Annotated in this window: 10 protein-coding genes; 7 read left to right on the forward strand and 3 right to left on the reverse strand. The window is 70.9% G+C overall.

Annotated features, from left to right (window positions below; translation table 11 throughout):
- Positions 1–46: 46 nt before the first annotated feature.
- Genes ACESK8_RS13155 through ACESK8_RS13165 form a run of 3 tightly spaced genes read left to right on the forward strand, consistent with a single transcriptional unit; the run spans position 47 to position 3,410 of the window.
- Complete coding sequence (locus ACESK8_RS13155) at positions 47–1,186, forward strand: ROK family transcriptional regulator (RefSeq protein WP_372969016.1); 1,140 nt, start codon at positions 47–49, stop codon at positions 1,184–1,186.
- On the forward strand, positions 1,183–2,091 hold the full coding sequence (locus ACESK8_RS13160) for a polysaccharide deacetylase family protein (protein ID WP_372969017.1): 909 nt from the start codon (positions 1,183–1,185) through the stop codon (positions 2,089–2,091). Before ACESK8_RS13155 ends, ACESK8_RS13160 begins: the two co-directional genes overlap by 4 nt.
- On the forward strand, positions 2,088–3,410 hold the full coding sequence (locus ACESK8_RS13165; RefSeq protein ID WP_372969018.1) for an MFS transporter: 1,323 nt from the start codon (positions 2,088–2,090) through the stop codon (positions 3,408–3,410). The genes ACESK8_RS13160 and ACESK8_RS13165 overlap by 4 nt, the downstream gene beginning before the upstream one ends.
- Before the next feature lie 40 nt (positions 3,411–3,450).
- Here ACESK8_RS13165 and galE read toward each other — a convergent pair whose 3' ends face one another.
- The 3 genes from galE to galT form a co-directional block, all read right to left on the reverse strand.
- A complete protein-coding gene (galE, locus tag ACESK8_RS13170; RefSeq protein ID WP_372969019.1) occupies positions 3,451–4,425 on the reverse strand; it encodes a UDP-glucose 4-epimerase GalE in 975 nt (324 codons plus the stop codon).
- Between the two features lie 293 nt (positions 4,426–4,718).
- Positions 4,719–5,915 (reverse strand): galactokinase, encoded by a 1,197-nt coding sequence (gene galK, locus ACESK8_RS13175; protein WP_372969020.1) that lies wholly within the window; start codon positions 5,913–5,915, stop codon positions 4,719–4,721.
- Positions 5,912–7,201: a galactose-1-phosphate uridylyltransferase gene (gene galT / locus ACESK8_RS13180; RefSeq protein ID WP_372969021.1), complete on the reverse strand. Its 1,290-nt coding sequence runs from the start codon at positions 7,199–7,201 to the stop codon at positions 5,912–5,914. The genes galK and galT overlap by 4 nt, the downstream gene beginning before the upstream one ends.
- Before the next feature lie 203 nt (positions 7,202–7,404).
- Between galT and ACESK8_RS13185 the strand changes: the two genes are divergently transcribed.
- From ACESK8_RS13185 to ACESK8_RS13200, 4 genes are all read left to right on the forward strand, one after another.
- Positions 7,405–8,358 (forward strand): LacI family DNA-binding transcriptional regulator, encoded by a 954-nt coding sequence (locus ACESK8_RS13185; protein WP_372969026.1) that lies wholly within the window; start codon positions 7,405–7,407, stop codon positions 8,356–8,358.
- 846 nt (positions 8,359–9,204) lie between these two features.
- Positions 9,205–10,368: a Gfo/Idh/MocA family protein gene (locus ACESK8_RS13190; RefSeq protein WP_372969022.1), complete on the forward strand. Its 1,164-nt coding sequence runs from the start codon at positions 9,205–9,207 to the stop codon at positions 10,366–10,368.
- Positions 10,369–10,370: 2 nt separating this feature from the next.
- Positions 10,371–11,543 (forward strand): dihydrodipicolinate synthase family protein, encoded by a 1,173-nt coding sequence (locus tag ACESK8_RS13195; protein ID WP_372969023.1) that lies wholly within the window; start codon positions 10,371–10,373, stop codon positions 11,541–11,543.
- Positions 11,540–12,070: sugar phosphate isomerase/epimerase family protein (locus tag ACESK8_RS13200; protein WP_372969024.1), on the forward strand; the 531-nt coding region annotated here is incomplete at its 3' end. The genes ACESK8_RS13195 and ACESK8_RS13200, both read left to right, overlap by 4 nt.

The raw sequence follows: 12,070 nt of genomic DNA on the forward strand, positions 1-12,070 counted from the left end.
ACGCGATGTGTCAGGCTGGGCGCACGTCGAATCCGGGGGGATCCTCATGGCACGACCGCTGGCCGGTCCGCAGAGCCTGCTGCGCACACTCAACGGACGCGCGATCCTCGAGACGCTGGCCCGTCGGGGTCCGCTCACGAGGACCGAGCTGGTCGCCGAGACGGGGCTCTCACGCACCGCGGTGACGCAGGTGCTGCGGATGCTCGAGAACTCCGCGGCCGTCGTTCCGGCCGGCGTCGACCGGGACACCCGGGGACCGGCGGCCGGACGAGTCGCCCTCCACCCCCAGCTCGGCTTCGCCGCCGCCGTGCATGTCGACAACCACGCCGCTCACGTCGCCCTCGTCGACCCGACCGGTGCCGTGCGCGCCGAGCAGCACGCCCCCTTCCCGCCACGCGCCGACCGGGTGGAGCACATCGCCGCCCTCGTCGAGGGCTGCCGGCGCGCGCTCAACGGTCCGCTGCACCTGGTCGTGGTCGGCATCCCCGGAATCGTCACGGCCGACGGCGGCATCCGCGACGACCAGGGGCCCGATGGCGGGGCCTTCCGTGCCGCACTGTCTGCTCGACTCGGATGCCCGGTGCGCGTCGAGAACGACGTCAACCTGGCGGCGCTCGCCGAGCTCACCGAGGGGACGGGCGCCGACCTCGCCAGCTTCGCGCTGCTGCTCCTGGACGACGGGCTCGGTGCCGGCATCGTGCTCGACGGCATCCTGCACCGCGGATTCTCGGGGGTGGCCGGCGAGGTCATGTACCTGCCGCAATCGCCGCTGCCGATCGGGGCGCCGGTGCTCGGCGACGAGGTCGTGCGCGACCTCGCGCTCGCGCACGGCCGCGACCCCGACGCCACGATCGACCAGCACCTCGACGCCGCATCAGCGGGCGATGAGGCGGCGCGGGCCATGGCCGCCGAGATGGGGCGCCGCCTCACGCTCGTCGCGGGCAGCGTCGCGCTCGTGCTCGACCCCGAGGCCTTCATCCTCGGGGGAACCGCGGCGCATCCGGCTCTGGTCGACGCAGCCCTCGCCACGGCCGAGGAGCTCGCCGCCCAGCTGCCCCTCCGGTTGCTGGTCTCGTCGTTCGGGCCCGAGGCGCCGCTCGTCGGCGCCGTCGGCGAGGCCGCCGCCGCACTGCGCGCGACGGTCTTCTCGCACGCGGTCCCGGGCGCGGACAGGAGCCGGAGATGACCGCAGACCTCGCGACGCGGCTCGGACTGCCTCCCGGCGCGAGGGCGCTGATCATCAACGCGGACGACTTCGGCATGTGCCATGCGGCGAACACGGCGATCATCGATCTGCTCCAGGCCGGGCACATCGACTCGACGACGCTCATGGTGCCGTGCGCGTGGGCGCCGGAGGCGCTGGCGTTCGCGGCATCCCGTACCGACTTCGACGTGGGCGTGCACCTCGTGCTCACCAGCGAGTGGTCGGACTACCGCTGGCGTCCCCTCACCGGGACGAGCACGAGCCTCGTCGACGAGGGCGGATGGTTCCCCCGCGATGTGCTCTCGGTCGAGCAGAGCGCGTCCGCCGACGATGTCGCGGCAGAGATCGGCGCACAGCTGCAGGCGGCACTGGATGCCGGAGTCGACGTGACCCACCTCGACAACCACATGGGCTCGGTCTACGGACTGCTCACCGGTCGGGACTTCCTCGCACAGGTGCTCGAGCTGTCTGCGCGGAACGGACTGCCGTTCCGGCTGCCGCGCAGCATGGCGGGGACGGGCAACGACGAGGCGCTCCAGGCCCAGCTCACCCGGGCCGCCGCGGCGGCCGACGCGCTCGGGGTCGAGATCATCGACCGGCTGTGGAGCCATCCGTTCGAAGCCGCTCCCGATGAGTCGTACGAGCAGGTGCGGGACGGCTTCATCGCGCTGCTCCGCGCGGTCCCCGCCGGGGTGACGGAGATCTACCTGCATCCGATGGTCGACGATGACGAGCTGCGGGCGACGGTCGACTTCGGAGCCGAGAAGCGCGGACACGAGCTGCGGCTGCTCTCCGACCCCGAGGTGCGGCAGGTGATCGCCGACGAAGGACTCGTCCGGATCGGCTGGCGGGACCTGCGCGAGCTGCAGCGCGGAGAGCGGGCATGAGCGCGTTGAGCGGACTGCGCGATCGCAGACTGGATGCCGCGCCCACCCGCGCGCAGGCCGTCGCCTTCGGGGCATCCGGGTTCCCGACCCAGCTCATGGCGCAGACGTTCTCGGCGTTCGTCGTCTACTTCTACGTCACGCATCTGGGCGTGGAGCCGACGTGGGTGGCGGCGGCGATGATCGCGCACGGCATCCTGAACGCCGTTCTGAACCCGGTCGTCGGCGCGCTCTCCGATCGCATCCGCACGCCGTGGGGGCGCCGCATCCCGTGGATCGGCCTCGGGATCGTGCCGCTGGTGGTCGCCTTCGCCCTGATCTGGATGCCGCCGGAGCTGCCGGCCGCCGGACTGATCGTCTGGTTCCTGGTCGTCGTCGCGGTGTACGACATCGCCTTCGTGGTCGTGGTGCTGAACATCTCGGCCCTCTTCCCCGAGATCTTCCGCACAACGGACGAGCGTGCCCGGGGCAATGTGCCGCGGCAGATCTTCGCGATCCTCGGCATCGTGCTCGGCACCGCGGGGGCGCCGGCCCTGTACGGCTGGATCGGATGGCCGGGCATGGCGATCGTCCTCTCGGCGGTCTGCCTGGTGCTGCTGGTGTGGTCGTTCGCCGGAGGGATGATCGAACGACGGGTCCCCGAGGCCGCGTCCGAAGCCATGCGCTGGGGCGACCAGCTGAAGTACACCTTCGCGAACCGCGCGTTCGTCCCCTACGTCCTCGGCTCGCTCTTCATCCAGACCTCGATCGCGGTCATCCTCGCCGCCCTCCCGTTCTACGTGCGCTACTCGCTGGGTGCGGCCGAGGGGGAGGGGAGCATCCTGCTCGGGGCGATCTTCGTGACGGCCATCCCGTCGATCGTGCTGTGGAGCGCCGTGGTGCGGCGCACCTCCCCGCGCATCGCCCTGCTCGCGAGCGTCGGGGTCTTCGGCCTTGCCGTGCTCGGATACCTGGCGACCTCGACCGTGCTCGCCGCAGCGTTGGTCGGGATCGCCGTCGGCGTCGGGGTCGGCGGCCTCCTGCAGCTCCTCGAGGTGGTTCTCGCGCAGATCATCGATGAGGATGCCACCCGCACCGGCCACCGCCGCGAGGGTGCCTACTTCGGCGTCAACGGGTTCGTGGTGCGCGGTTCGGTCGTGCTGCAGGCCGTGGTCGCCGCTGCGGTGCTCACGGCATCCGGTTTCGACGCGTCGCTCGGCGATGCCCAGCCCGAGGCGGTCGACGGCGGCATCCGGCTGATGGTCGCGGTCGTCCCGCTCGTCTTCGCCGCCCTCGCGTGGCTCTGCTTCTGGCTCTACCCGATCCGCACTCGCGACCTCTGACGCTGTCGGCCGCCGGAACAGACGATCCGGGAGCCCGAGCTCAAGCCCGGCGGCGCGCCTCCCAGCCCGTCCGCACCATCTCGTCGACCGTGTACCGCATCTTCCAGTCGAGGTCGCGGGCGGCGAGCTCGCCCGTGGCGACGATGCGATCCGGGTCGCCGGGTCTGCGCGGGCCGATCTCCGGGGTGAAGTCGATGCCGGTCACGCGGGCGACGGCATCCATGATCTGCTTCACGCTCAAGCCGTCACCCGAGCCGAGGTTGTAGGCGGGCTCGATGGAGTCGCCGGCGGCGAGGCGCTTCGCCGCAGCGACGTGCGCGGCCGCGATGTCTCCGACGTGCACGTAGTCGCGGACGTTCGTGCCGTCCTCGGTCGCGTAGTCGTCGCCGAAGATCTTCGGCGTGCGCCCCTCGATGAGCGCCTCGAAGACGATCGGGAAGAGGTTGTGCGGGCTGACGTCGTAGACCGTCGGATCCGCGGAGCCGACCACGTTGAAGTAGCGCAGCGAGGTGTGGCGGAGCGGGACGTCGGAGTCGGCCGTGGCGATGGCCTGATCGCGCAGGAGCCATTCGCCGATGAGCTTGGACTCGCCGTAGGGGCTGGCGGGGCGCTTGGCCGTGTCTTCGACGACCAGCGCGACGTCGGGCGTCCCGAACACGGCGGCGGATGAGGAGAACACGATGTTCGCGACCCCGCTGGCCTGCATCGCCTCGAGGATCACGCGCGTCCCCTCGACGTTCTGCGCGTACGTGTGCAGCGGCCGCTGGACCGAGACGCCCGCGTACTTGTATCCGGCCACATGGATGACGCCCTCGGCATCGTGCTCGCGGAGAGTCCGCTCCACGAGCTCGCGATCGAGGATGGAGCCCTCGACGAAGGGGACGCCCTCAGGCGCGAACGACGCCACCCCGCTGGAGAGGTCATCGAGGATGACGGGTGCGAGCCCCGCCTCCGAGAGTGCGCGGACGACGTGCGAGCCGATGTAGCCGGCGCCGCCGGTCACGATCCAGGACATTGTGCTCCTCAGGTGGTGAAGGTTCAGTATCTCAGGACCCCGGGCTGATGGCCGGTTCCGGCGTCGCCCTGTTCCGATATGCCGGACTGCCCTGTTCGTGTCTCGGGTTCCACCGTGTGCCGATCCGCGGAGGTTGCCCGATCTGTGGACCCTGCGTGTCCCGATCTGCGGAGGTTGTCCCGTTCTGCGGACGAATTCGCCAGATCGGTGTGCGGATCGGGGCAACCTCCGCGAATCGGGACATGCGACCGGACGGGAGCGGACGGGACGGGGATGCGACGGGATCGGAGGGGTCAGACGTCGCGGTGCGCCCCGGCCGAGGGCGTGACGGTGAACAGCACGGGGGCCGCGAAGCCGGATGCTGCGAACGCGGCGTTCACGGCATTCGTCACTCGAGGAACGGCGTCCTGCTCGACGAGGGCGATGGCCGCTCCGCCGAATCCGCCGCCCGTCATCCGCGCGCCGACGGCTCCGGCTGCGAGAGCCGCCTCGACAGCCGTGTCGAGCTCGGGCACCGAGATCTCGAAGTCGTCGCGCATGGACGCGTGCGAGGCCACGAGGAGGTCGCCGATGTCGCGCGCGCTCCCCTCGCGCAGGACCCGCACGGTGTCGAGCACGCGCTGATTCTCGGTCACGACGTGGCGCACGCGGCGGAAGGTCACGTCATCCATCAGCTCCTGCGCTCGCGGCAGGTCGTCCACCGAGACGTCACGCAGGCTCGGCACGCTCATGATGGCGGCGCCGCGCTCGCACGCGGCGCGACGCTCGCCGTAGCCGCCGGTCGAATGCGCATGCTTCACTCGCGTGTCCATCACGAGGATGGCGAGCCCCGCCTCGGCGATGCCGACCTGCACGAGGTTCGCGTCGAGCGTGCGGCAGTCGAGGAAGATCGCGGCATCCGGCTCGCCGAGCATCGAGGCCATCTGATCCATGATGCCCGTCGGCGCTCCGACGGCCTCGTTCTCGGCGCGGCGTCCGACCCGCGCCAGGGCGGGGCGGTCGAGCCCGGCAGCCCAGAGATCGTTGAGCGCGGATGCCGTGGCGCCCTCGATCGCGGCCGAGGAGGAGAGCCCGGCGCCCACGGGGACGTCGGAGGCGATCGCGATGTCGAGTCCCGATCCGACGGCGGCCGATGCGGCGATGCCGTCGGCCTGGCGCAGCGCCCAGGCCACGCCGAGCGGGTAGGCGGCCCACTCCGGCACCTGCGGGGCGCTGCCGGTGGGCGTCGGGAACAGGCGGTCGAGGTCGTCGAGCTCGACTTCCACCGGCTCGTCGGCGAAGGTCGAGGCGACACGGATGCGGTGATCTTCGCGACGCCCGACGGCCGCCACCGTGCGGTGCGGGATGGCGAACGGCAGCACGAAGCCGTCGTTGTAGTCGGTGTGCTCGCCGATGAGGTTCACCCGGCCCGGCGCGGACCAGATGCCCTCGGGGGCGTGGCCGGTCAGGTCGGTGAAGAGCTCGCGGGCGGCATCCTGGGTCGGGGTCATGACATCGCCTTGTCTGCGCGCACGGGTGCGCTGTCGGTCGCGGTCCGGGTGGATGCGGTGGATGCGGCGTTCTGCGGGGCCGCGTCATCCGCCGGCCGGGCGATGTCCACCGGCTGTGCGGCGTTCGCGATGGCCTCGCGGATGCGGGCGGCACCCTGCTCGGGGGTGATCTCCGCCGCCCACGCCCACATCGCCGCCTCGGAACCTGCGAGGAACTTGAGCTTGTCGGCAGCACGCCGCGGGCTCGTCAGCTGCAGGTGCAGGCGCACGCTGTCACGGCCTACGTGCACCGGAGCCTGGTGCCAGGCGGCGATGTACGGAGTCGGGGTGTCGTACAGCGCGTCGACGCCGCGCAGCAGACGCAGATACAGCGGGGCGAGCTCATCGCGCTCGGCATCCGTCGTCTCAGCGAAGTCCGGGACGTGGCGGTGCGGCATGAGGTGCACCTCGAGCGGCCAGCGCGCGGCGAAGGGCACGAACGCGGTCCAGTGCTCGCCGCGGAACACGACGCGCTCGGATGCCTGCTCGGACTCGAGGATGTGCTGGAAGAGCTCGGGAGCGGTGCGGTCGATCGACTCCAGGAGTCGCGTGGTGCGCGGCGTCACGTAGGGGTAGGCGTAGATCTGCCCGTGCGGGTGGGGGAGGGTGACGCCGATCGCCTCACCGCGGTTCTCGAACGGGAAGATCTGCTCGATGCCGGGCAGCTTCGACAGTGCGGCGGTGCGGTCGGCCCAGGCCTCGATCACGGTGCGCGCCCGGGTGACGGACTGGGTGCCGAACGAGCCGGTGTGCTCGGGGCTGAAGCACACGACTTCGCAGCGTCCGACAGAGGTGCGCGTGCGACCGAGACCGAGGGCTGCGAGATCGTCGAGGCCGCGCGGCGGGTTGCTCGCCTCGGGCGCCGAGCCGATGGCTTCGGCCAGGGCCGGGCCGAACGCCGGGGAACGATTCTCGAACACGGCGACGTCGTAGAGCGACGGCACCTCAGAGGGGTTGGTCGGCGTCTGGGGGGCCAGCGGATCGGCGTCGGCGCTGGGCATCATCACGCGGTTCTGGCGGTTCGCGGCCACGGTGATCCAGTCGCCCGTGAGCACGTCGAGGCGCATCGTCGCGGTCTCACCGCGGGCGTCGAGCGTGCGGCTGTCGACGGCGCGGTCGGGGCCGAGCGTGGTGTCGGGGTCGTCGAAGTAGAAGAGCTCACGGCCGTCGGCGAGGGTCGTGGTGCGCTTGACGATGCCGGCGGAGAGGGTCTCGGTTCGCAACTCAGGAGATTCGGGCGTGTTCACGTAAACATGGTACGCACAGCGCCGTGGTAACGTCAACATTCCGGAGTTGTGGATCGAGAGCGGAGGTGCCTGTGGCCGACGATGACGCGCGCGACGCTCTCTCCGGCGGGCAGCTGTCGTCCGGCGGGGAGCTGTCGTCCGGCGCAGACCTGTCGTCCGGCGCAGAGCGCTCGCGCCGACGCACCCCGTCCGGCCGCGTCTCGATGGCGATGGTCGCCTCGCGCGCCGGTGTCTCCGGGCAGACCGTCTCACGGGTGGTGAACGACAGCCCGCGTGTGGACCCCGCGACGCGGAGCCGCGTCGAGCGGGCGATGGCCGAGCTCGGATACCGCCCGCACCGCGCCGCGAGGGCACTGCGGACCGGCCGCTCGCACACCATCGGACTCGTCGTCACCACCCTCGCCACGGTGGGCAACTCGCGGATGCTGCAGGCCACGGCCGAGGCTGCCGCCGAGCGCGGATACGCCCTCACCCTCGTGACGGCGGGGGACAGCGTGGCCGAGGCGTTCGAGCGCCTCGCCGAGCAGGAGGTCGACGGCGCCATCGTGCTGAACGAGGCCTCGGCGCTGCTTCCGGCTGCCGACCGTCCTGCCGGGCTGCGACTGGTGGTCGTCGACGCGTCGACCGCGGCGGGACTCACGGTCGTGCACAGTGATCATGTCGGCGGCGCAGCCGCAGCAACCGCGCACCTGCTGAGCCTCGGGCACGGGAACGTCCACCATCTGGCCGGACCGGCCGGCTCCTTCGCGGCGGCGGAGCGGGAGCGCGGCTGGCGAGACACCCTCGTCGAGGCCGGCATCGAGGCTCCCGAGATCGTTCGCGGTGACTGGTCCGCGGAGGCGGGGTACGCCGCCGGCGAGTCGCTCGCTGCAGCATCCGCCGTCTTCTGCGCCAATGATCAGATGGCGCTCGGACTGCTCCGCGCGTTCGCCGACGCCGGTCGGCGCGTGCCCGAGGAGGTAGGCGTGATCGGTTTCGACGACGTCCCGGATGCTGCGAACTACCGCCCTCCCCTGACGACGATCCGCCAGGACTTCACCGCCCTCGCCCACCGGGCGGTCGGACTCCTCGTCGCTGACATCGAGGGGCGGGCCGAGGAATCGGCATCCGCTGTCGTGGTGTCGACGCTGCTGGTCGAACGCTCCAGCACCCGCTGAGAAGTCGCCCGCTGCGGGGGTGCGCTGCCCGCCTCGGTGGGCGCCGGTGGAAGTCGAGGTGCGGGGTCAGTTGCGCATGGCTCGCCAGGTGCGGGGTCAGTTGCGCACGGCCCGCCAGGTGCGGGGTCAGTTGCGCACGGCTAACGGCCTTTGGGGATGCACTATTGGCCTCGGCTGGGCCCATGGTGGGCGGTGGTGCCGAGCGCCGGTGGGAGTCGGGGGTCGGGGTCAGTTGCGCACGCGCCACCAGGGTGCGGGGCCAGTTCCGCATCCGCCGCCAGGTGCGGGGTCAGTTGCGCACGGCTAACGGCCTTTGGGGATGCACTATTGGCCTCGGCTGGTTCATGGTGGGCGGTGGTGCCGAGCGCCGGTGGAAGTCGGGGTGCGAGGTCAGTTGCGCACGCGCCACCACGGTGGCGGGGCAAGTTCCGCATCCGCCGCCAGGTGCGGGGTCAGTTGCGCACGGCTAACGGCCTTTGGGGATGCACTATTGGCCTCGGCTGGGCCCATGGTGGGCGGTGGTGCCGAGCGTCGGTGGGCGCCCGGGTGCGGGGCCAGTTGCGCACGCGCCACCAGGGTGCGGGGCCAGTTCCGCATCCGCCGCCAGGTGCGGGGTCAATAGTGCGCCGCAGGCGGTCGGTTCGGATGCGGTACTGACCCCGCCGCGGGCGAGGAGTGCAGTTCTCCCGGTCGGTAAGGGACGCTCAGTGCACCGGGAAGCCCCGGTGCCTCCGGGATAGCGATTTCCCACGACGGCTTGCACGCGCCCGCCCGCCATGGCATGCTATCGGAAAGCGCTTACCGGGAACGGCAGCAGCGCACGACTTCCCAGAGAACGGACCAGCAATGTCACAGGCGACGACCCGCGAGATCGGGATCATCATGAACGGCGTCTCCGGACGCATGGGCTACCGGCAGCACCTCGTGCGGTCGATCCTCGCGATCCGCGACGAGGGCGGCATCGAGCTGCCCGACGGATCCCGCATCACCGTGAAGCCGCTCCTGGTCGGCCGCAACGAGGCCAAGCTCGCCGAGCTCGCCGCGAAGCACGGCATCGAGGACTACACGACCGACCTCGACGCGGCGCTCGCCGACCCGAAATGGGAGATCTACGCCGACTTCCTCGTGACCAAGGCCCGCGCCTCCGCCCTCCGCAAGGCGATCGCGGCCGGCAAGGCGATCTACACCGAGAAACCGACCGCCGAGTCGCTCGACGAGGCACTCGAACTGGCCCGGCTCGCCGACGCGGCAGGAGTCAAGACCGGCGTCGTGCACGACAAGCTGTACCTGCCGGGCCTGCAGAAGCTCAAGCGCCTCATCGACTCGGGCTTCTTCGGCCGCATCCTCTCGGTGCGCGGCGAGTTCGGCTACTGGGTCTTCGAGGGTGACTGGCAGCCGGCGCAGCGCCCGAGCTGGAACTACCGCACCGAAGACGGCGGCGGCATCATCGTCGACATGTTCCCGCACTGGAACTACGTGCTCGAGAACCTGTTCGGCGAGGTCACGAGCGTCTACGCGCAGGCCGCCGTGCACATCGCGGACCGCTGGGATGAGAACGGCGAGCACTACACGGCCACCGCCGAAGATGCCGCGTACGGCATCTTCGAGATCGAGGGCGGCATCGTCGCGGAGATCAACTCCAGCTGGACCGTGCGCGTCAACCGCGACGAGCTCGTCGAGTTCCAGGTCGACGGCACACACGGATCCGCCGTCGTCGGGCTCTTCGGCGCGAAGATCCAGCCCCGCAACGCGACTCCGAAGCCGGTCTGGAACCCCGACCTCGAGGACAGTCACGACTACGACGCCGACTGGCAGAACGTCCCGACCAACGACGTCTTCCTCAACGGCTTCCGTCAGCAGTGGGAGGAGTACCTGGTCTCGTTCGTCGAAGGCTCGCAGTATCCGTTCGACCTGCTCTCGGGCGCCCGCGGCGTGCAGTTCGCCGAGGCGGGTCTGACCTCCAGCGCCGAAGGCCGCAAGGTCGCGCTCGAGCCGCTGACGCTGGGCTGAGCATGAGCACTCTCCGACTTCTCGACGCCGCAGGCGCGGTGACGGATGCCGAGCTGCGCGAGGGCGGCGGGTTCGCGCGTCCCACGGGCCCGCTGCAGAGCCGCGTCGCCTACGCCGCGGCCCACGTCGTGCCGCAGATCCACGCCGACAACACCCCGGGGCAGCCGGCAGACATCGACTGGGATTCGACGCTCGCGTTCCGCCGCAACGTCTACTCGTGGGGCCTCGGCGTCGCCGATGCCATGGACACCGCCCAGCGGAACATGGGGCTGGATGCCGCGGCGACGCGTGAGCTCATCGCGCGCAGCGCCGAGGTCGCGCGCGAGGAGGGCAGCTCGGTCGTGGTCGGCGTCAACACCGATCACGTCGCCGAGTCGCACATCTCGCTCGGCCAGGTGATCGACGCCTACAAGGAGCAGCTGCATTTCACCGAGGAGCAGGGCGCGGGCCCGGTGCTCATGGCCTCCCGCCACCTCGCGAGGGTCGCGACGGATGCCGACGACTACCGCCGCGTCTATCGCGAGGTGCTCGCATCGGCCACGGTTCCGGTCGTGCTGCACTGGCTCGGCACGGTCTTCGACCCCGAGCTCGCCGGGTACTTCGGAGCGGATGACTGGCAGACGGCATCCGCTGTGCTGCTCGATGTCATCGCCGAGAATCCTGACAAGGTCGCCGGCGTGAAGATGAGCCTGCTGAACGCCGAGTCCGAGATCTCGGTACGCGAGCGTCTGCCGGAGGGCGTGCGCATGTTCACCGGTGACGACTTCAACTACGTCGGCCTGATCGGCGGCGACAGTGTGGGCCAGGGCGACGGGCACTCCGACGCGCTGCTCGGAGCGTTCGCGGCGATCACGCCGGTGGCGTCTGCGGCGATCCAGGCGCTGGATGCCGGGGATCCTGCGCGCTATCTCGAGATCCTCGGCCCGACCGAAGAGCTCAGCCGTCAGGTGTTCGCGGCGCCGACCTTCTATTACAAGACGGGCGTCGCCCTCCTCGCGTGGCTCAACGGGCACCAGCCCGCGTTCCAGATGGTCGGCGGGCTGCACTCGGCGCGTAGCCTCCCGCACCTCAGCCGCATCGTCGAGCTGGCGAACGCCTCGCTCGCCCTCGAGGATCCCGAGCTCGCCCGCGAGCGCTGGCACGGGATGCTGCGCCTGAACGGAGTGGACCTGTGACCGTCGATCCCCGCCTATCGATCAACCAGGCCACGATCAAGCACGCAGACCTCGCGACGGCGCTGCGGGTGACGGCGGATGCCGGCATCCAGGCGATCGGTCTGTGGCGCGAGCCCGTGAACGAGGTCGGGCTGGAGACCGCTGCCCGGATGCTCGCGGACTCCGGGCTGCGGTTCACGACGCACTGCCGCGGCGGATTCTTCACCCTTCCGGAGGGACCCGAGCGCGTGGCGGCGCTCGACGACAACCGGCGCGCGATCGAGGAGACCGCGACGCTCGCCGCCGCGGGCGCCGACGGATCGACGGCGGTGCTCGTGCTCGTCGCCGGCGGCATCCCCACCGGTTCCCGCGATCTGATCGGCGCACGCGAGCGTGTGCGCGACGCGATCGGCGTGCTCGCGTCCGACGCGAAGGCGGCGGGCGTGACTCTGGCGATCGAGCCCCTGCATCCGATGTACGCCTCCGACCGCGCGGTCGTCTCGACGCTCGGGCAGGCGCTCGACATCGCGGCCGATTTCGATGCCGAC

It is taken from the genome of Microbacterium sp., from assembly GCF_041641055.1.
Taxonomy (GTDB): Bacteria; Actinomycetota; Actinomycetes; order Actinomycetales; family Microbacteriaceae; genus Microbacterium.